This window comes from Pelagibacterium lentulum (genome assembly GCF_003992625.1).
GTDB lineage: Bacteria > Pseudomonadota > Alphaproteobacteria > Rhizobiales > Devosiaceae > Pelagibacterium > Pelagibacterium lentulum.
This window is the reverse complement of sequence record NZ_RZMW01000003.1, coordinates 56523-76566: the sequence shown is the minus strand read 5'-3', so window position 1 is coordinate 76566 and position 20044 is coordinate 56523. Positions and strand designations below refer to the sequence as shown.

The window sequence follows — 20044 nt, the reverse complement described above, 5'->3', positions numbered from 1 at the left end:
TTGCAGATGTTTGACGGCATTTCACTACTTGGAGCCGGCGTTCTCAGCCTTCTTAACTGGGCATCTCTTTTTAACATCGCCTGGGCTTCGCTGCTTGGCATCATCATCGGCGCGCTCCCCGGCCTTACTGCCACCATGGGCGTGGCGCTGCTGGTGACCTTTACCTATGGCATGCCCCCCGATCAGGCGATCCTGAGCCTTTTGGCACTCTATGTCGGCGCCATTTATGGCGGCTCGCGCACTGCAATCCTGCTTGCCATTCCTGGCACTCCGGCAAGCGCTGCGACAACCCTTGACGGGTACCCGCTGGCGCGTCAGGGCAAGGCCGGCATGGCAATGGGCATTGCAACAACATCTTCGGCTCTGGGCACTCTGGTGGGGATCTTCTTTCTCGCATTGATTGCACCGCTGCTTGCCGAAGTGGCCCTGCGCTTCGGCTCCTATGAGTTTTTCTGGCTTGCACTGTTCGGCGTCGTCATATCGGGCCAGCTCACGGCAATCGATAATCCCATAAAGGGCTATATTGCGGGCATCCTTGGGCTTCTCGTAGCCATGGTGGGCATGGAATCCCTGCATGGCTACCAGCGTTTTACCTTCGGCATCCAACCCTTGGGCGGCGGGATCGACCTCATACCGGCTATGGTGGGCGCATTCGGGCTGGCCGAAATCCTGACCGTTATGAAACGCAGAGGCATCCCGACGATCATCACCAGCACCGACCGCGTCATTCCGCGCTTTAAGGATGTGTTCCGCTACCGCTGGACAACCATAAGGTCCGGCATCATTGGAACGTTCATGGGCATCATCCCCGGAGTGGGGGAAGATATCGGCTCCTGGGCGTCCTATGCGGCGGCACGACGGAAAAGCAAGGAACGGGAGAAATTCGGCAAGGGCTCCGTTGAAGGTCTTGTTGCCGCCGAAACCGGCAATTCCGCATCGATTCCCGGCGCCATGATCCCGACCCTTACCCTAGCCTTGCCCGGCTCGGCCGCGGCGGCGGTTCTGATCGCTGCGATGTTCATTCATGGCATCCGGCCGGGCCCCATGATCATGATCGAAAACCCCGGCTTTGTTTATCAGATCGTTGCCATCCTGCTTTTAACGACCATCGCTATTACCATTTACGGGCTCTCGCTTACGCGCCTTTTGGTCAAGGTGCTGCTCGTGCCGCGCGAAAAGCTGATGCCCGTCATCTACGTGCTGTGCGTGGTCGGTGCCTTTGCCATCACCCAGCGCATGTTCGATGTCTATGTGATGCTGTTTTTCGGCTTTGTCGGCTTTATCCTGCGCGAAATGAAATATCCCATGGCGCCGCTGGTGCTCGGCATCATTCTGGGCGAGTTGCTCGATGCCAACCTCAGGCGCGGGCTGCTTCTCTCAGATGGCGATCTGACGCCATTCTTTGTCCGCCCCATCTCCGCGGTGCTCTGGATCGTCATAGCGCTGACCATTGCGATGAGCATCCCCGCCATATCGCGCCCTATCCAGGATTTCCTTGCCAAAAGACTTGGCCTTGGTGCGAGAGGAGCGCGGGATGGCTAGGGCCGCCCCGGCACAGGCAGTTCCCCCCCGGACCAGACGGCGGGATGCGGACGCCACAAAGAGCGACATTCTGGCCGCCGGCCGGGCCGAATTTGCCGACAAGGGCTTTGGCGGTGCGCGCATCGATGCCATTGCCACCCGCGCCAATGTCAACAAGCGTATGCTCTATCACTATTTCGGCGATAAGGACGCGCTCTATCGCGCGGTGCTCACCGAGGCCTACCGCGAAATCCGTGCCGGCGAAAAGGCACTGAGTCTGGATTGCTCGGAACCCGTCGAGGCGGTTGAACGTCTCGTGCGCTTCACCTTCAGGCATTTTCTCGAAAACCCATGGTTCATAGCGCTACTGACCAATGAAAACCTTATGCGGGCGCGCTACATCAAATCCATGCCGGAAATAAGCGGGCTGCACTCCCCGCTTGTCGATCAATTACGCACGCTCATCGAGCGGGGGGCGGAAAAAGGGCTGTTCCGCCGCGATATCGATCCGGTTCAGCTCTACATCTCGATTGCAGCGTTGGGCTATTTTTACGTCTCGAACTGCGCCACGCTCTCGGTGATCTTCCAAACCGACCTGCGCGCGCGGGACCGGATCGCCACCAGAGAAGATCATTGCGTGCAGATGGTGCTCGACCATCTGCTTACACGCCCGGCGCCAAAGGAGCCGACTGCCAAGCTCTCTTGAAAGATGCACAATCGAAAGCATGAGTTCAGCGCTTTTGGTGCGACAGTCGCACTGCCGGAAAGCATACGCCCCAAGCATCGGCACTTAAATTTTATTACACTTTTATCAAATAACGTCATTCAGTCGAATGATACAAGGGTAAGGCGCCACCAGAACAACAATAAAGGCAACATGACAAATACCTCAAACTTAAGAATTAACTTGACTGCGCCAGATATATTTGCGCATGTTAATAGTTCATTAAGTATTAGGAGGGTGCACAATGTTTCGTGCCATGCGTATTTTCGTGTATACCCTGCCCGCACTGTTTCTGATGTCCCCCGCCAACGGACAAGTGGCAGCGCCCCCATCGATTCCTGAACTCACCAATCTGTGTACGACGTTCAGCGCAACCGATGAGGATTGTTTTGTAACGGTGGGCGCCTTCATCAACTTCGCAAGAAGCGAGGATGACATTGCAAATGCTGTAACCTCGCTTGCGTCGGTAGAGTTAAACGAACTGTCTCTGTGTGTCCGTGTCGCGGAAGCGGTGCGTCAGCTGGGCGACTCGATCACCGATACACAGCAGTCCCTGGCGATTGAAGAAATTGCTCTGGCGATCATGCAATGCAGCCCGTTCCCGGTTGCAGCGATTCCAACAGTAACGCCCGCCTTTGCGAGCGACAACTGAGACAGGCTGGAGCTTCTGCGATTGCAGCAGAACCAACATCGTTATCATGCGGCAGCGCAGCGGCAATGCTGTGACATTAGGAAATATAGGATAGGCGCCATCGGCAAGCCAACTTTGCCACTGCACTGATAGCTGTTCAAAACATTAAAGCAGCGAACATCGCATAGAGGCCAATGGCTGCCCAAGGAGGACTTGAGTGCTGCGCCTATTGGGCATTTGCCTCATTTGCGTCATGGGAGGGGGTCTTGCCGCACTGAGCGAAGCGCGACCGTTTCTGGCCGCTCAAGGTAGCGAGCAGGATGTTTTCGAGCGCTTTGTTCATACAATGCCCCCAATCCCCTATTCGCTTCTCGGCACGAGGGTCAGCTTGAGCGCGTGTCTGAAAGCTAGCCTTAGCGTTCATGGCCGCATTCAACCAACACCGCAAAAACTAAGCCTGGCGACCAATTGCAAGGCTGCGGCACAGACTGCGCAAGCGCGCTCCCCCGCCGATGCTTTCGCTCATTTGGTTTCAGCAAAGTTTGCTTTTGATCTCAATTTGCCAGAGAGCGGAAACACCTACCTTGCGGTATCGCATCTCATCGCCCCATACGAAGTTTGGCTGGCGCGATGGCGCTGGGAGGTGGCGGAGCCCCGATTTGATATTCTCGATGAAAGAGCGCGGAACGCCTACTGGGATGACGTTACGCTCCTCGCTCAATCCTACATAGGTGCCGAAGACCTGGCGCGCAGATATGTATCGGACGAGGTATTTCGAGCGCGTTTGGACAATATTCTGGTGCATTTCAATGAGCACGATCAGGCACAGTTCTTTCACTTCGTCCGCATCGCACATGGCCTCGGTAATGACTAGGCATCAATCCGAAATGAAAGCCTAGGCAATGGCATCCCACCTGTTGCAGGCATTACGGACTGTACCAAAATCCGGCTCTGCTGCCATGTTCGGTCGCCCCAACGACTGGATTGCCGTTTCCCTTTTGGTCTTCCTCGCCCTCTGCCCTGTACCTTTGGGCTCAAACCGCCCTTTCTTCTGGGCGAGCAATGTAGCAATCGTCGGCGGTATGGGGCTGCTGTATATCGCGCTGATACGCGGCCGCTTTCGGGTACGCTTACCACAACGCCTGTTTCGCATACCCTCTATTCTATGGTTGATTGTGGTCCTTGCGATGGTTGTTCAAATCATTCCCTTCGGCCATTTCGGACTTTACATAACTGCCGTCAGCGCCGACGGAGGCCAAATTCAAAGCAGCACAATCAGTCTGGCCGCCGGCACAACAATATTATCGGCCTTGCGCTGGATTTCCTTTGGCCTGTTCTTTCTCCTTGTCGTACAGATCGCGACCAGTCGCTCGCGCGCCGACTGGATGCTGCGCGCCATCTTTTTTATTATAGCTGCACACGCTGCCATAGCCCTGCTCGATTTTGCCCAAGATGGCCGGTGGCTTGGCTTTCTGGCAGCGGATGCTTATCCGGGCGCGGTCACCGGCACCTTCGTTAACCGCAATTCTTTCGCAAGCTTTATTGTAATGGGCATTGGGATCGGCTGCTGTATGGCCTTGCACACAATGCTTGGCACCAAAACTGAGAGCGAGCGGCAAACCCACGCCTTCCAGCAGTTGAGCCAGTTGTTTTGTATCGGCACCGGCCTGTTCATAATGATGGGTGCCATAATCGCGTCTCAATCCCGAATGGGAACTGTGATGGCGGTATTCACCGTCTTGGCATCCTTGCTGCTTGCCGGACTGAAGTTTCGCAGCGGTGCGATAACCAAATTTTCTGTGCTGGCAGCTGGTATGACCCTTATCCTCCTCTTGGCAATAGTTCTTGTCGGCGCAGGGCTGTTGGGACGTATCGATATGTTGGGCCATGACACATCAGTGCGTCTCAACCTCTACAGCCAGATAATTGAAATGATCCGTGCCAAACCCTGGACCGGGTATGGCGCGGGCAGCTTTGAAGTTGCATACCCGCTTTATCATCGCGAGCCAGTATCACCCAACCACTGGTGGGATAAGGCACACTCCACCTATCTGAGTTTGTTTGCGGAGCTGGGTATTGTCGTTGGCCTGCTTCCAATTGTTGTAGTCGCATTCTTCTTCCGCCATGCCCTTCAATTGTTTCTCATACAGGATTCGGCATGGTGGCACGCTCAAACAGCGCTGGTTGTTATTTCTGCCGTAACGATTCACTCCATTTTTGATTTCAGTCTCGAAATTGATGCCAACGCCTACCAGTTTCTTGCTATCATAGGCGTCGGGATTTCTGTTGCCTCGAGAGGAAAAGAAAGAAAAATGCTTGAAGGTTGAGAAACACTGAACATGGGTTTACTCAAAACACTATTCGGTAGGGCGCACCTGCCTACAGAATCCTTTCGACAACGGCTGATAGCCGATTGGCCCAAGGCGATCTATGCTATTGGCGATGTCCATGGCCGCTTAGATCTGTTGTGCCAACTCGAGCAGTCTATCATCGAGGATTCACAATCCATTTCAGGCGAAAAATGGATCGTGATGCTGGGCGACTATGTGGATCGCGGCTTTGACTCGGCGGGTGTTATCTCGCACCTTCTCGCCTCTGCACCGCATGGCTTCCGCCGCATCTGTCTGTGCGGCAATCATGAAGCAATGATGCTTGATGGCTTGCTCGATCAGCGTTCTTTTGACCATTGGCTGGCATTTGGTGGCGTCGATACCTTGCAGTCCTACGGTCTGTCCCACCACACGATGATCAAAGGACGAGCGCCATGGCATAAGTTGGCCGGCTCTCTGCAGGCCTATATCCCTGCCGATCATATTGCATTTCTAAGAGGCCTGCCGGTTTCATTGACTGTGGACGATCACATATTTGTCCACGCCGGATTACAGCCCGGGCGCACGCTCTCAGATCATAGCGACACAGACTTATTGTGGACGCGCGCGCAACCTGACCCAGAATCTGATATTCTCGTCGTTCACGGGCATACCATCGTTGACGCTCCCACTGTACAGCCAGGCGCGATCAACATCGATACCGGCGCCTTTTATAGAGGTATTTTAACTTGTGTACGCCTGATGGAGCGGGCCGAGCCCTTTTTCATCCAGGCGGCGGTCAATACGACCGACCTTTTGCATGTACCGAGGAGTAGCGATCATCATGAGTAGCGATGAATTCGACATCAGAGCGGCGCTCAATCTCCTGAAGCGCCAATCCAAACTGATAATCGTAACAATCGCACTGGCACTAGCACTCGCCGGTTTGGCGCTGGCCGCCCTGTCCCCTGTTTATACTTCATCCACCTTGCTCGTTGTCGATCCTCGCGGAATTGACGCGTTGACAGGCGATGCCGCTACCTCATCTTCCGTGAACGAGAATGCCCGCATTGAAGGTGAGGCCGAAATCATAAGATCTGATGCCGTTCTGCTCGACGTTATCGCGCGCGGCGGACTTGGTCAGGATCCTGAATTTGGGCGCCGCGTCGGCCCTCTTGCGCAGGCGCGATCACTGTTTCTCCCTTTCACCAACCGTGCCAATGCGAGCGACACTGCTGAACGCAGCGCCCTTGCACAATTGCGCCGCGCACTCACTGTCCAACGGCATGGCATGACCTATCTGATCAGCGTCTCGGTCCAGTCTGAAAACCCTCAAAAGGCAGCACAACTCTCCAACCTCGTCGCTGAAACATATATCCATCATCAGGTCACCCGTAAGGTTGAGGCCGTACTTGCAAGCCAGTCGGTGCTCGACAGCCGTCTCAATGAGGTCAGACGGGCCGTAGTCGCCTCTGAGTCCAATCTCGACTCCTTCATTTCCAACTATATAGACGAGACCTCCGATCAGGGCATCACGATCCAAGCCGCGCTGCTTCAATCGCGCCTCAGAGATATAACGCGGGAGCGCGACCTGTTGCTGGAACAAGCCCGGCAACTGGATACCAATCTGGCCAGCGCCGATTGGGCGGGCCTCTTAAATGCAATAGACACCGATGACACTTTTTTATTGCTTGAGGACCGGGAGGGCATCGTGGCCGCGCTGCAAGCGGTTGAGCCGGAATCGGAAACTGCTTTGGGCCTGCGGGCCGAGCTTGAAGAGATTGAAGCAAGCATCGCAGCACACAGCCAACAGGCAACCCAAGGGCTTCGAGAGCAGGCTTCTTCGCTCCAGGCCGAAACGGCTCGATTACGACAGCAGATACGTTCAACAGTTGTAAGCAGCGATCTGCCTGCCGATGCCCTAACCTCGGTATTCGAATTGCAGCAGGCTGCTGAACTGGCGCGCCTGCAATACCAGGCATTGATGGAGCGCTCGAACGACTTGCGCTTGCAGGCGCACACCCAATTGGCCGACGCACGTGTGGTTTCCGAAGCGATGCCGCCTTCGGCGCCCTCCTTCCCCAATCCGGTGCTGTTTATCGGCGCCGCCCTTGTGCTGGGCGCTGCCGCAGGCGTGGGGCTAGGCTATTTGAGGGAAAACTTTGTCGGCGGCGTCACATCCTCGGAACAAGCCGTCGATCTTTTCAAAACCCCCAATGTCGTCGAGGTTCCTCGCTATCTCGTACAAGGTAACTCGCCCACGACCGCCGTTATCGCTGCGCCGGTTTCGATCTACAGCGAATCGATCCGTCGAATTCGCGCATCTATTGATCGCAGTTTGCGACAACTGAAGACTGGACGGGCAGAGGAACGCCAAGAGCCACCAATCATGCTGGTCACTTCTGCTCTGCCCGGCGACGGCAAAACCACTATAGCGCTCTCGTTGGCGCGGGTTTATGCTCTGGCGGGCCACAAGACACTGCTTATCGATTGCGACCTGCGCAAACCGGCCGTTCATACCTATATCGACGTCGGTCAGTCTGATGGCTTGCTAGACCTTCTGAACGGCAAGGCTCAAATCGAATACCTCGACCAACTTGTTCAAGTGGACCCTAGTGGTCTACACATCCTCACCAGCACGCGCCCGCCCCAAGCATCAACTGATCAATTGCTCACTAGCGCTAATTTCGAGAAGGTTCTAAACGCAGGCAGAAGCCGCTATGAAATCATCGTTCTTGACACACCGCCTCTCGAACCGATTGTCGATACGATTTACCTCGCGCGCCATGCAACGGCTGCTGTTTTCGTTCTACGCTGGGCTGCGACAGCTCAGAAGGACGCTCAAAGAGCCTTTGAACAACTCAGATTGTCGCTTGAACAGGAAGTGCCGAGCATAATCGTCCTAAACCAGTTTCAGTTCTCCCGCGCCAAGTCATCCTATTACGCAGAATATTTCGACGAAGATTGACCAGGACGCCAGATGATGGTGCAGCATCTTTCTGAGCATATTGCCCCAAACGCGCACCTTCCATCAGCCGGCAAACCATGAGCGATGTCCTTTACTCGAACCGCAAATGCCCGCAAGGACAGCTTTCTGAGTGGATTGGCGCAATTTATGAGGATGCCCCGCCCCCTATCGCTGAATTTCACGGTGAGTGGGGAAGCGTTGCAATAAGCGCGAGCATTTATGCCGGGTTTCCCGTCATCGACAATGAGCGTCACCTGTTCTGCGTTTTGGGTGGTCCGTTGCTTGCCAGCGCACCTTCACAATGGCGCCCCGCAACCAGCAAGCTGATCTACGACATCTGGCTACAAACTTCAGATTGCGATTGGAGTGCCACGCTTAGCGGACCATTTTTCATCTTTGCTATCGACAAAAGTTCCGGTCACGTCTCAGCGATTGTAGACATGATGGCGCTAATTCCGGCCTTTTACAAGAAAGGTGCTGGCTCCGAATTGTGCATTGGCACTCATATCGATACCTTGGCGGAACTCTCAGGTAGGGTTGGCAAGCCTGATCCCGTCTCGCTTGTCGACTTCATCACCTATGGTTCAATAACGTTTCCCTATACCGCCTACACTGAAATACGCCAGTTGCCCCCGGCAAGCGTTTCCGTGTTCAAAAATGGGTGCGACGACATCAAGGCGCAGGACATTTATTGGCAGCCACGCGAACAGGTTCACTATGGCAAAATCAAGGACGCTGCCGCCGATCTGCGCACCGCTCTTTCCAACTGCGTAACCGGTGCATGCCGGGACATAGATGAGGCAGCGATCCTGATCAGTGCGGGCGAAGATTCCAGACTGATCGGCTCGCTTTTGCCAGAACATGTCAGCATCTCAGGTTTTGCTTTTGCCGATCAATGGAACCGCGAAGCAAAAATAGCCGCCGATGTTTGCAAAACGCTTGGCATAAAATTCAATTTCGGGCTGCGCGAGCCCCATCATTACTTGCGTCATATGCAAGCCGCCGGCCGGCTTATCGGCCGCGGCGCGGAAACCATCCACGCCCATTCCTACGACTTTCATCGCCGATTTGAACTGGCAAGCCATCCAAGAGTCTTTGGTGGCTATTTCTCCGACGTCTTGATCAAGGGATGCGACATAAAGAAATATCCGCCGACCGGGCGCATGCCAATCATGCCCGAAATCAAGTTACCTGGTCGCCGCTTGAGCAATCAACGGGCCGCGCGTGCATTACCCGACGAATTGACGCTGGCAGTGGATGAACGCAGGCGGACCCATTTGTCTTTATTGGAACAACTCCGCCCGCAAAGTGCCGAGGAATGGAGCACGTTCTGGCCCGCTGGCATGGATATGGGTAACCCCAATATCAACATTGCGCGCCGTCTTTATGCCAGCTACGAACCCTTCACATCCAGCGACGTCATCAGAATTTCTGCTGCCGTACCGCAATCCTGGAAGCTCAATCGGCGCTTGTTTAACGCCGCTGCGGCGCCGGTGCTGCAATCCACTCGCCACATCCGCCACGCCGATGGTGGCTTTCCTCATCTGCCCTGGCAGCTCAATTTCGGACTACGCGCGAGCGTCTGGATCTCACGACGCCTTGCAGGAATTGTCAGAAAGACAGGCAACCAGGGACCTTGGAACGATTGGACAGCAGACCTTGCATCTGACTGCTTTAAGGCGCAGGTCGAAGAAGTTGTTGCGACGGGAACTCTTCTTCACCCCGATTTGACCATAGAGCGGCTGAAGTCGATGTTTTCGGGATCCGAGCTTCTTGTCAGCCAGAAGGTCAACTTGCTTCAGGTCCTCGCGCAACTCAGGGGCCATTGACCATGCACCGGCTCAATCAGGCCTTTATGGTCAAATGGAGAGCATCGGGGAAATCCTGGCTGGACGACCCGCAAATGCGCAATATCGGCACGGTAACGCTCGGCACGACGCTTGCGCAGGCTGTATCCATGGCCTTTGTGCCCATAATTGCAAGATTGTTCGGCCCTGAAGCATGGGGCGTCCTTGGCACAGTGACAGCCATCATCGGCATTGTGGGACCGATCGCCGCTTTTGCTTACCCCCTTGCCGTCGTTTTGCCGCAAAAGCCCGATCATGCCAGACATCTAGTCGCGTTGAGCCTTGCGATCGCATCCTTTGTCTGTCTGTCGCTTCTGACAATCGGGTTGGGTGCAGTTGCCCTTTATCCCTTCTCGCTTGTCACCATATCCGGATATGCGCTTATTCCTCTCATTGCGGTGGCGATCTGGTGTTTCGCCCTCAATGAGGCTGCGGTTCAATGGCTGATCCGCGAGCACCGGTTCCGCGAGATTGCCGTCGTCGTGGTCCTCGTTGCAATATTCAACAACGCAATCCGGCTTGGTGCCGGCTTTGTCGCCCCGTCGGCCTTGACCCTGATTTCGATATATGTCGCGGGCCTGGCACTCATGTTTTTCGCAAATGCAGGTGCCGCCATAAGGCATGGCGCATTGGGTGCGACGCACTTCAGGCTGCTCCATCTGCGCAACGCTGCACTCCGATATATCGATTTCCTGTTTTATCGATCTCCTCAGATTCTGCTCAATTCAATTTCCCAGAGTATTCCCATCCTGACGCTTGCCAGTTTTTTCGACATTATGGCAGCGGGATATTTCACGATGGCCGCAACCATCCTCGCAATCCCCGTTACGCTTGTCGGCAAAGCCGTTTCCGATGTCATTTATCCAGGCCTCGCCGAGAAGGACCGCAGCGGTCAGCAGATCTATCCGCTTGTCAGAACCTATACGATCCGCCTTTTCGGGCTGGGCATCGTCCCATTTGGCGCCGTTATAATATGGGGCGAACCGCTGTTCAGCCTTGTGCTGGGCGAGCAATGGTCCGGAGCGGGCGACTATGCCCGATGGATCAGTCTCTGGTTATTTTTTGCCTTCATCAATCGGCCAAGTCTGGCAGCCATTCCTGTCATTAAAGTCCAACGCCAATTCCTACTCATTGAAGTTGTAGCACTGGCCTGCAAGGCGCTCGGCTTCGCACTGGTAATTGCGTTCGGCGGCAGCTCACTGACAGCCGTTGCCGTTTTCTGTACCCTCAGCGTCGCTCACAACAGCGTGCTGATCATCTGGATTTTGAATCTGGCAAAAGGCAGGGCAAACTGATTATGCCATCAAAGTGAGAGACAACACGAATACTGCCAATCAAATGACTTTCTAAAGAAAAAAGGCTGAGCTATCGTTGGCAGACGGAGATTTCGCGGCAAAACAGGACTTGATCAATACGCTTACCGAAAGGGTTCAAATGTCGATTGGAAGTATGATTTTCAAACAGGCAAATGCCGTGAAGAACTATCTTCAGGACATCCCTTACATCCATGAAAAAATCATGGAAATCCGAAACAAAAGATATTTCACAAAGCCTGAGATTCACGAAAGAATGCTTGCCGATGAATCGCGCGTTTCCGCATATTATAAGGCAATTAAAAAATATATCTCGCCAGGCGACATTGCCGTTGACCTTGGAACCGGCACCGGAATCCTGGCAATGTTTGCATCCAAGGCCGGCGCCCGCAAAGTTTACGCCATCGATCATAGCGATATCATTGAAATGGCGGAGTTTCTGGCAAAGGACAACGACATAGACAATGTTGTCTTTTTCAAAGGGCATAGCCGGAGCTTCGCGCCCCAGGAGAAGGTGACGGCGATCATCCACGAGCAGATGGGCTCGGAACTGTTCAACGAATACCTGATCCAGAACATTACGGATCTGCGTGATCGCATATTGGCTCCCGGCGGCAAGATCCTGCCCTCGAAATTCGAGCTGTTTCTTGAGCCCGTCAGCCTCAAGCCGAGCTACAAAATGCCCTTTCTCTGGGAGCGCGATCTTTTCGGGCTAAAGTTCAGTGGAACCAGGCGGTTCATTCAGGAAAGCAAAGATTTCAGCGCGTTGGCAAGAACGACCCTGCAACGGCGCATATTGCCCGATGAGGTGGAGCATTTGCTGTGCAATCCCGAACCGGTGTTCAAGTTCGATCTTTATCAAGCCGGCTCCGATACGTTTGGATGCACCTGGCATCAGCAGCGCAGCATCGTTCAGGACGGCGAAATCGATGGATATTGTCTTTATTTCAAGACGCTTTTTGACGACGAAATCTTTATTCAGAATGGGCCAAATGACCGCCGGACGAGTTGGAACTGCCATTTCATCCGGAGCGAGGCCATACCGGTATCGAAAGGGGATCGTATCGGCGTCGATTGGGATGTGAAAGATATCTGCAACGTCTCAACCTGGACGCATGCGACTACGGTATTAGAGCGCGCAGGCAGCGCGTCCTGAACGGTGGCGTACAATCCGCACACGCATTGGTTTCGTGATGCTCGCCAGGCAGGGCGCCGATGCACATCGTTTACCTGAACTCCTGGTACGCGCCCTATGGAAAGGGCGGATCGGAACGGTCGGTGCAAGTGATTGGCGAAACACTGGCCGCTCGCGGCCACAGGATTGACGTCATAACCTGCGCGCCTGAAAAAGGCATAGAGTACGAAACGCGCAACGGCGTTAACATTGTCAGATTGCCGACCCCAAACCTGTTTAGCGTTGCCGAGCAAAAAGATCACCATCTTGTAAAACGTCTAGCCTGGCGCCTGATCGATGACGTCAATCTGCTTGCCGCACGCCAGATCAATGATGCGCTCGGAGACCTGGCACCCCAAGTGGTGCATACAAATTGTCTTTACGGCTTTTCCCCGTTGAGCCTTCTGCTCACAAAACGCCCCGATACAAAATATGTTCATACGCCGCGCGACTACTATCTGGGCTGCTGGCGTGCCAGCATGTTCCGCGCTGGCAGGCCTTGTTCATATCAATGCCGCTCCTGCGCCATTCTGACAGCACCGCGCCGTTTCGGTGTTGGCCGAAGCGACGGCTATGTCTTTGTCAGCCAATATTCCCGGCAGGTTCATCAGGGCTTTTTCGCGCACTTCGAGAAGTCACCAAATGCCGTTATCTACAATCCGATCGCAAAGGTGCCCGGCTCAAAACGGCCTCGTCCGGCAGACAGGCCGCTTACTCTGGGCTTTATTGGCCAGTTAAGCCCCCACAAGGGCGCTGACCTCTTCGTCGATACAATCAATGCCGATCCCGGACTACGGGGCGTTGTTGCGGGTGCAGGTCCAGAGCCATTCGTGACCGCCCTTAAAGCCAGAGCCGACCCGCAACGGCTGCAGTTTCGCGGCTTTATCAGCCCCGGAGAGCTCTTTGAGCAGATCGATGCGCTGGTCGTGCCCTCGCGCTGGAACGAACCGTTCGGTCGGGTTGTTATCGAGGCAATGTCATTTGGGCTGCCGGTACTGGGCGCCAACAAAGGGGGCATTCCGGAATTGATCGAGCCCGGCAAGACCGGGGAACTTTTTGATCCCGAAAGCCCTGACAACCTAAAAGAGGCCATCGCTCGCCTCGCCGGAACCGATTTTGCCACTCTATCCGCCAACGCAGTCAGCTATGCCAGGCGTTTCGATCCGGCATATATCGCAAGTCAATATGAGCGCTTTTATGAATCGCTCGTCGGCACTTGATCGATAGGCAGGCAATCAGACGATCGTGTTCCACTTGCGCAAATCGCCGTTCGATATGGCGATCAGACGGTGCCCGGTCTGATGAAATGGCTTGATCTGGTTTGTCAGATTGTCGAGCACCAGATCGCCAGCACTGGTTCGCACCACCAGAACGGCATGACCTTCCCCGCGTGCGGTATAGCCAATCGCTATGCGCAAGGCACCAGCCGGAACACCCAGGGCAACCAGTTGGGCGCGCTTGTTAAGCGAATAATCCTTGCAATCGCCTGAGCGGGCGCCAAGCTCCCAAACCTGGGTCGAACGCACACGCGGTCGAATAGAGCGATTGACCGACCCATTGACACGATTGAGCATGGCCATCAGATCCTGGCTCATTTCAACGACACTTACATTGCTCGAGGTGCAATGATGCGCGTTGCCAAGGCAAAAAACCTGAAGGCCGACAGGGGCTGCCGTTGGGGCTGCGGTCTTGATCTGCGCAGCCGGGCTGGAACTATCATAACTATAAGCCGCAGTCCCAGAGAGTCCGAATAAGGCGAAACTGGCGCTAAGCGCAAAAGAACGTAAATCCATATTGACGCCTCCGTATGCAGTGCTGAAGGCATCATTGCGGCAGGCATCTTTAAAAATGCTTTCTACCTGTGAAGAAAGTTCAGGGCATTCGGCCGCGTGACACGCGCTGGATCAAGCCGCGCGGCAAATAGCCAGCCCCGTTCCGCGCGAGGGTGACTTATTGATGGTGCTACCCATTTCCAGATTATTCGTCCTGCGTCATACTCGGTTGATCGAAGGTGCGATCAACCGGTTGGGCACATGAGCATCGCTCAGGACAATTTTTCAGCCGCATGGAACAGAACGAAGCAAAGTTCGGTACTCGTCTCGGTTACCGCTGGCATATTGCTGGCCAATGCCCTTTTGCTTCTGGCTTTCAATGCAACCGCCTCGGCGCCGCTGCAATCGATAAATAATGCAATTTCTGCAGGCTATGTGCTGTTTTTGTTGGCTTTCCTGCTCACGCGAAAGTCCTTTTACAAGCTTTACGCCTTTAAGGCCGGACTGATCGGGCTCGCGCTGATCGGAACGATTCTGGTGAACGCACCGCATGTCGCCGCCGTCGATGCAATCAAATACCTTTCGATCTACATCTTCTTCCTTGCGGCACGGCATGTGAAAACAGTATCCGGGTCGCTTTCCCGGCCCGTCTTGGCGGCACTTGCCATCATTCCGCTATCGTTTGCCCTTTTCGGTCAGTCCCGGATTTATCCATCCTGGGTTGCCTTTTCGTACTTCCCCAATGCCAATACGGCCGCCATTTATTTTACCGCCCTGCTTTTTGCTGCAAGCCATTATCTGACAAGCAAGGCATTGGTTATCCAGGTCATACAGGTCATCCTGTTTCAGAAGATAGGCGTCTTGCTTGCTACGTTTCTTGCCATCGGCACGTGGTACTTCTCAAGCTTTAGAGCCCGCAATATTGCCTTCGTCTCGGCAGTGGTCATTGCCGTTGTCGTCATGGCGCAAGCCGGATTCCTGTCCCGTTTCACCGATGTTGCCGCCTCGCTTTATTCCGATCTGCGGACCATGGGCATATCTGGCATTTCCCGAATGAGTTATGATGACATCATCGCCCGGCAAGGTTCTACCGACCTTTCAGGCTATTTCCGGATCAAACACTGGCTCGATATCCTATCGCTCTACGCCCAGGGCGGCGTTGGCACATGGCTTTTTGGGTATGGACCGGGACGCTCTCCCTTCATGACCAATGAAGGCCTGATACCACATAACGATTATCTGAGAGTTCTCGCCGAATTTGGCGCAATCAACTTTATTTTCTTTCTGGTTTTCAATGCAAGAATTCTGCTTTCCCTACCCAGCAGGCTTCAAAAGACGTTTTTCACCGTCCTGTTGATTTATTTTTTCACCGAGAACCTGATCGATAACTACGCGTCGATGGCCATCTTCTATTTCACGGCAGGCCTTTACATCACCGCCAGCCAAAATCGTCCGGCCTTGAACGATCATTCCAGCCGCTAGACCGCTTCATTTTTTCTCGAAAACGCCTCCGTTGGCGTATTGGCCGATGGACCCGGCGCTCAAACGGGCGCAGGGCAATGGCGTCCGTCGGCCAAGACCGGCAGGGCGCCAACCCAGCGGGCCGAGCGGCCTCACTCCTATTTCCGGGAAGAACTGAACCGGTCTAGACGTCATCGGGCAGGCACAAACTACCCGCGACAAGCCCCAGATTGAGCGCAAGAATAACGCATATCAGCGCCACGACGGAAACGCCGTACAGCGCCGTTGCGACAGACACCAGAACCGCCAGTAGAGCGGCCAGGACAAGGAAAATTGCCTTGATCGTTGGCAGCAGTCCAACCACCAACCCAAAAGTGAACCCGGCCACGACACCCATCAGATTTACTCCAGAATGAACGTTCAGGCTGCGGAACCAGACGCAAGACCCCGCTTCTACACATTATTTTGAACACCAAACTCCACTCAAGTTTTAATGCTTAAGGACACAAATTGACTGAAATAAATGCGACGCTCTATTTGGTTAACCAATCGTAAACAAATGCTTTGATGTTTGCAAATTTTATGGTTCAATAGGGAAATTACTGAGTTGCGCAGTCGGCAAAGACCAAGGGCAGTAATCGTGTTTGTGTAGTGCGTCGGAGGGCGGACCACAATGGCTGACTGGACTTCGAATTCAGGGCGTGACCCGCACAATATTAGAAAAAGCTGGAATATCGCTAATTTCTTGACCTCGTCGATGAGCGGATCACTGGTACGCGGCAGCAAGGTCGACAGTTCGAGCAAAAAGGGAGCGCGCAATCTGTCTGGGCTGGAGCTGCCTATTGAGAACGGGCAACCGTTTGTCATTACCCCAAGAAGACAATTTGATCTGGCAATAAAGCGCGTCCTGGACGTCGTATTCTCACTTCTCGCTCTGATTTTCTTTGCACCATTTCTTATTTGTGTGGCCTTGGCGATCAAAATCAGCAGTCCCGGCCCCGTTCTTTTTCGCCAAGAGCGTGAAGGTATTTATGGGTCAACATTCGATATTTACAAATTCCGAACCATGCACTGCAATGAATGCGATCCGTCTGGAATAAAACAGACGGAATCAAACGATTCACGTGTCACGGCCTTGGGGCTGCGCCTGCGAAAGACCAATATTGATGAGTTGCCTCAACTCATCAATGTGCTCAAGGGCGACATGTCGCTTGTAGGGCCACGTCCTCACGCCGTTGGAATGCTGGCCGCCGGTCGCCCCTATGGCGAACTCGTTCCATATTACCGGCAGCGTTTGATCGTAAAGCCGGGACTAACAGGATGGGCGCAAGCCAATGGTCTGCGCGGTCCAACCGTCAATGCTGAGTTGGCTGTCGCTCGTATCGATCACGACTTGGCATATATAAACAACTACTCGATCTGGCTCGATATCAAGATCATTCTGTTAACGCTTCGCTATGAAGTCTTTTCAGGCACTGGATACTAGGCCGTAAACGCATAAACGGCCGACAAGGCTGGGGAAATTTGCTTCAAGGCTTTAGTCAACCGAGCACGGAACACGCGAACTCGCCGCGTCTTTGACTCTATAGCAACCCTAGTCCCAAAAAGATCAGGGCCCACAGAAGTGCAGACGCAATTATTGCAATAAGCCATCCGAAGGCACGCGGTGACATAGGCTGGTTATGCCTCTAGGAACGTGAACGAAGTTTTAACGCTTCACTTCGCTTTTCGGGGGGTTGACCAGCCAACAGCATTTGAAAACCTGATCTGAGCAGTTAGCGACAACGGATTCATATTTTGATCTTTTCAGCTATCAAGATATGCGAAAATAATCAATCCAATGTCAGGTCCTGTTGATAAAGCGGATTTCTCAGATCAGGTGCGATCTCGTTCAACTCCTCCCTTTATGGCGAGCAATGGCAGCGCGTGATCGACGACGCCACCGCGCACATTCAGTATCGGCGCAAAGGGTGCCTCATAAGGAGGCTCTTTCCTAACAGGTGAAACGCATGTCTTTGCAAAATTCCCTCAAGAAGAAGACAGGCTTCATCGCACTGCGGCGCTTATAATGCGATCCGCAAGTCGTTCCCAACTATAAGCGCGCTCCACAAGGCTGCGTGCTGCACCGCTCATCGACTCATAAAGTGTTTGATTTGCAAGAAGTTCCGAGACAGCTTCGACAAACCGGCTGTTGTCGTCGACAGCAACCCGCACACCCATTTGCGGACCGACAAGGTTGTCGTAGAATGGTAAGTCCCAGACCACCGGTGGAACGCCGGTTGCCATGGCTTCTAGGCATGTACCGGGCAACCCCTCATAATAGGATGCCGAGCCATATAGGCGAGACTGCGCGTAAAGTTCCGGCATCTGCGAGAACGGAACTTTACCCAGCATCGCAATATTGTCCGGCCAGCGACCGAATGCGCTGCGCAAAAGTCCCTCGTCTTCGCCATGCCCGACAATCGCGATCCTAATATCGGGGCAACGAGCAACCAGACTCTCGCAGATTTTCACCATCGCTCTGCTGCCTTTGCGGCGCTCCAGTCGCCCGGCAAAAAGCACATCATATATTTGTTTGAGTTCTGGTCGTGGATGAAAAAGCTTTGTGTCCACCCCGTTGGGCAGAATTTCAATCGATGCACGCGACTTGTATTGGATCAGTTCTTGTCGACCCTGATTTGTAAGCGCAATAATCTTTGTGGCGCGTCGCAGAATTAGACGCTCAAGTGCCATTTTTACTCGGGCTACAAGCGGATGCCACTGCCCTTTTACGGCGTCGATACCGCCATATCGGCCGGTCATCCCGAGATAGGTTGTGTGAGCCGTGACAACAAATCCATCCCCACGCTGAACGAGCAGTCCGGGCAGCAACGGCGGGATTTGCATATTGACAATTAGAAGGCCCTCCCTTGCCGACAACCGGGAAAGTACGCCTCTTGCAGCAAATGCCCACAGGAGCATACCCGATCGACCTCTATGTCGCGTGATGTTTATGATTTCAACGTTCTGAGCGACCGGAAAATCATACTCTTTCTGACCGGCAACAAGCACAACCTTATGCTCAGCGCCAAGATTGGCCAGCAGACTCTGTACATAGCGGGCTATGCCATGAACGCCGTAAGCTTCTGGCGCGATGATTGCGATCGTCACATTTGCAGCGGCCTCGCTCATTGGTCCATGCACCGGCGATAAACCTCCACCGTCTCGGACGCGATCCGTGCAATGGAAAACGCGCTAAGCCGATGCGACCAGTCGACAGGCCGCCAGTTTGCGTCGAGCACCGCGAGCCTTCTGCCAAGCGCCATGGCAAGCGCACCAGGATCGCCGAGCCGAAAATAGTCGTCTGGGGGCAAATCCAGATCGACAAGATTGTCGATGTCACTGACAAGCAGGGGCAAATGCGCGGTCATGGCCTCAAGCAGCACAAGGGGCAGCCCTTCATGGCTCGATGGCAGCACAAAAAGACCTGCATCGTTGTAGAGCGCGCCGAGGGGCGCCCCTGAAAGGCGACCTGCGAGAATGATGTCGGGATCACCTGCCGCGGCGCGCTCGACACTTTGCGCATAGTCGCCGCCATGATCGCTGCCACCGGCAAGCACCAGCTTCCAGCCATCCCGCTTGGCGGCAATAAAGGCCGCGATGAGATCGAGCTGTCGCTTTTCCGGCACGATCCGGGCAACGTTGAGAATGTACTTGTGCGCCGAAAGGCCGTAGCGCGCCAGAACATCGCCGCCATCGCCTGGCAGGGCCTGCGGCGCCGGATTGGGAATATAGACGAAAGACCTGCCGAATTTCGCGTCCAGTCTTTTGGCCAATCCCGGCGCAATCGCAATGCGCTGGTTACTCCAATAGGTGAGGTTATACTCGCCCATCTTCAGCACAAGCCGTGCAAAGCCCCCCCATTTGTCGCGATGGTAATCTTCACCATGATGAGTGCAGACGATTTTCAGCCCCAGCAAGCGTGCCAAGGGCGCCACCAGCGCGGGTCCAATACCGTGAATATGGACGATATCGGGCCGTTTGCGCGCCGCGTACAACACGCCTGCCAGCGTATGCACAATGGTCTCAAACGCGACATATCTCGGATGGGCCAGGGGGGTCAGCGTCAATTGCGCCAATGGAGGCACTTGGCGCGCAGCATCGACAAAGGCCCGTCGTTCCAGCACTTCAAATTCTATATCCTTGAAACGCGGATCGCCGAGGATTTGGGTCGCGATTGCACGGACATGAGCTTCGATGCCACCCTGCACCCCAAACATCGCCCGCAATCCAAGAACCATGACACGCAACCGGCTCTCCTTCGACGGTCGATACACAAATAATA

17 protein-coding genes are annotated in these 20044 nt (G+C 54.3%); 13 read left to right on the top strand and 4 right to left on the bottom strand.

Annotated elements, in window-relative coordinates; genetic code table 11:
* The first annotated feature begins 6 nt into the window (after positions 1–6).
* From EO133_RS00615 to EO133_RS00565, 11 genes are all read left to right on the top strand, one after another.
* Positions 7–1542: a tripartite tricarboxylate transporter permease gene (locus EO133_RS00615; protein ID WP_127070657.1), complete on the top strand. Its 1536-nt coding sequence runs from the start codon at positions 7–9 to the stop codon at positions 1540–1542.
* On the top strand, positions 1535–2227 hold the full coding sequence (locus EO133_RS00610) for a TetR/AcrR family transcriptional regulator (protein WP_127070656.1): 693 nt from the start codon (positions 1535–1537) through the stop codon (positions 2225–2227). Before EO133_RS00615 ends, EO133_RS00610 begins: the two co-directional genes overlap by 8 nt.
* A gap of 262 nt (positions 2228–2489) precedes the next feature.
* The gene (locus EO133_RS00605) at positions 2490–2897 is read left to right on the top strand and encodes a hypothetical protein (RefSeq protein WP_127070655.1); all 408 of its coding nucleotides are present in this window, start codon (positions 2490–2492) and stop codon (positions 2895–2897) included.
* A gap of 367 nt (positions 2898–3264) precedes the next feature.
* Positions 3265–3750 (top strand): hypothetical protein, encoded by a 486-nt coding sequence (locus tag EO133_RS00600; protein ID WP_127070654.1) that lies wholly within the window; start codon positions 3265–3267, stop codon positions 3748–3750.
* A 28-nt stretch (positions 3751–3778) separates the two neighbouring features.
* Entirely contained in the window at positions 3779–5203 is a 1425-nt protein-coding gene (locus EO133_RS00595) for an O-antigen ligase family protein (RefSeq protein WP_127070653.1), read from the top strand.
* A 12-nt stretch (positions 5204–5215) separates the two neighbouring features.
* Positions 5216–6037, top strand: a complete 822-nt coding sequence (locus EO133_RS00590) for a metallophosphoesterase (protein ID WP_127070652.1) — start codon at positions 5216–5218, stop codon at positions 6035–6037.
* Positions 6030–8153 carry a GumC family protein gene (locus EO133_RS00585; protein WP_164734815.1) on the top strand — a complete coding sequence of 708 codons (2124 nt, stop codon included), beginning with the start codon at positions 6030–6032 and terminating at the stop codon, positions 8151–8153. The genes EO133_RS00590 and EO133_RS00585 overlap by 8 nt, the downstream gene beginning before the upstream one ends.
* A 77-nt stretch (positions 8154–8230) precedes the next feature.
* Entirely contained in the window at positions 8231–9982 is a 1752-nt protein-coding gene (locus EO133_RS00580; RefSeq protein WP_127070650.1) for an asparagine synthetase B family protein, read from the top strand.
* 2 nt (positions 9983–9984) lie between these two features.
* Positions 9985–11295 (top strand): lipopolysaccharide biosynthesis protein, encoded by a 1311-nt coding sequence (locus tag EO133_RS00575; RefSeq protein ID WP_127070649.1) that lies wholly within the window; start codon positions 9985–9987, stop codon positions 11293–11295.
* A gap of 178 nt (positions 11296–11473) precedes the next feature.
* The gene (locus EO133_RS00570; RefSeq protein ID WP_164734814.1) at positions 11474–12469 is read left to right on the top strand and encodes a 50S ribosomal protein L11 methyltransferase; all 996 of its coding nucleotides are present in this window, start codon (positions 11474–11476) and stop codon (positions 12467–12469) included.
* Between the two features lie 59 nt (positions 12470–12528).
* On the top strand, positions 12529–13707 hold the full coding sequence (locus EO133_RS00565; RefSeq protein ID WP_127070647.1) for a glycosyltransferase: 1179 nt from the start codon (positions 12529–12531) through the stop codon (positions 13705–13707).
* A gap of 15 nt (positions 13708–13722) precedes the next feature.
* On the opposite strand, the gene EO133_RS00560 is transcribed toward EO133_RS00565, so the two are convergent.
* Positions 13723–14280 carry a transglutaminase-like cysteine peptidase gene (locus EO133_RS00560; RefSeq protein WP_127070646.1) on the bottom strand — a complete coding sequence of 186 codons (558 nt, stop codon included), beginning with the start codon at positions 14278–14280 and terminating at the stop codon, positions 13723–13725.
* A gap of 240 nt (positions 14281–14520) precedes the next feature.
* Between EO133_RS00560 and EO133_RS00555 the strand changes: the two genes are divergently transcribed.
* Positions 14521–15741 carry a hypothetical protein gene (locus EO133_RS00555; RefSeq protein WP_127070645.1) on the top strand — a complete coding sequence of 407 codons (1221 nt, stop codon included), beginning with the start codon at positions 14521–14523 and terminating at the stop codon, positions 15739–15741.
* A gap of 163 nt (positions 15742–15904) precedes the next feature.
* On the opposite strand, the gene EO133_RS00550 is transcribed toward EO133_RS00555, so the two are convergent.
* Complete coding sequence (locus tag EO133_RS00550) at positions 15905–16117, bottom strand: hypothetical protein (RefSeq protein WP_127070644.1); 213 nt, start codon at positions 16115–16117, stop codon at positions 15905–15907.
* Positions 16118–16393: 276 nt separating this feature from the next.
* Between EO133_RS00550 and EO133_RS00545 the strand changes: the two genes are divergently transcribed.
* On the top strand, positions 16394–17206 hold the full coding sequence (locus tag EO133_RS00545) for a sugar transferase (protein ID WP_244640555.1): 813 nt from the start codon (positions 16394–16396) through the stop codon (positions 17204–17206).
* A gap of 560 nt (positions 17207–17766) precedes the next feature.
* Here EO133_RS00545 and EO133_RS00540 read toward each other — a convergent pair.
* Positions 17767–18891: a glycosyltransferase family 4 protein gene (locus EO133_RS00540; RefSeq protein ID WP_127070643.1), complete on the bottom strand. Its 1125-nt coding sequence runs from the start codon at positions 18889–18891 to the stop codon at positions 17767–17769.
* On the bottom strand, positions 18888–20000 hold the full coding sequence (locus EO133_RS00535; RefSeq protein WP_244640625.1) for a glycosyltransferase family 4 protein: 1113 nt from the start codon (positions 19998–20000) through the stop codon (positions 18888–18890). Before EO133_RS00535 ends, EO133_RS00540 begins: the two co-directional genes overlap by 4 nt.
* Positions 20001–20044 lie beyond the last annotated feature (44 nt).

What these genes read in the sequence shown, in the direction of transcription:
- EO133_RS00615 (WP_127070657.1), top strand. Translation starts at nt 7, where the DNA reads ATGTTTGACGGCATTTCACTACTTGGAGCCGGCGTTCTCAGCCTTCTT.
- EO133_RS00610 (WP_127070656.1), top strand. Translation starts at nt 1,535, where the DNA reads ATGGCTAGGGCCGCCCCGGCACAGGCAGTTCCCCCCCGGACCAGACGG.
- EO133_RS00605 (WP_127070655.1), top strand. Translation starts at nt 2,490, where the DNA reads ATGTTTCGTGCCATGCGTATTTTCGTGTATACCCTGCCCGCACTGTTT.
- EO133_RS00595 (WP_127070653.1), top strand. Translation starts at nt 3,779, where the DNA reads ATGGCATCCCACCTGTTGCAGGCATTACGGACTGTACCAAAATCCGGC.
- EO133_RS00590 (WP_127070652.1), top strand. Translation starts at nt 5,216, where the DNA reads ATGGGTTTACTCAAAACACTATTCGGTAGGGCGCACCTGCCTACAGAA.
- EO133_RS00585 (WP_164734815.1), top strand. Translation starts at nt 6,030, where the DNA reads ATGAGTAGCGATGAATTCGACATCAGAGCGGCGCTCAATCTCCTGAAG.
- EO133_RS00580 (WP_127070650.1), top strand. Translation starts at nt 8,231, where the DNA reads ATGAGCGATGTCCTTTACTCGAACCGCAAATGCCCGCAAGGACAGCTT.
- EO133_RS00575 (WP_127070649.1), top strand. Translation starts at nt 9,985, where the DNA reads ATGCACCGGCTCAATCAGGCCTTTATGGTCAAATGGAGAGCATCGGGG.
- EO133_RS00565 (WP_127070647.1), top strand. Translation starts at nt 12,529, where the DNA reads ATGCACATCGTTTACCTGAACTCCTGGTACGCGCCCTATGGAAAGGGC.
- EO133_RS00560 (WP_127070646.1), bottom strand. Translation starts at nt 14,280, where the DNA reads ATGGATTTACGTTCTTTTGCGCTTAGCGCCAGTTTCGCCTTATTCGGA.
- EO133_RS00555 (WP_127070645.1), top strand. Translation starts at nt 14,521, where the DNA reads ATGAGCATCGCTCAGGACAATTTTTCAGCCGCATGGAACAGAACGAAG.
- EO133_RS00550 (WP_127070644.1), bottom strand. Translation starts at nt 16,117, where the DNA reads ATGGGTGTCGTGGCCGGGTTCACTTTTGGGTTGGTGGTTGGACTGCTG.
- EO133_RS00545 (WP_244640555.1), top strand. Translation starts at nt 16,394, where the DNA reads ATGGCTGACTGGACTTCGAATTCAGGGCGTGACCCGCACAATATTAGA.
- EO133_RS00540 (WP_127070643.1), bottom strand. Translation starts at nt 18,891, where the DNA reads ATGAGCGAGGCCGCTGCAAATGTGACGATCGCAATCATCGCGCCAGAA.
- EO133_RS00535 (WP_244640625.1), bottom strand. Translation starts at nt 20,000, where the DNA reads ATGGTTCTTGGATTGCGGGCGATGTTTGGGGTGCAGGGTGGCATCGAA.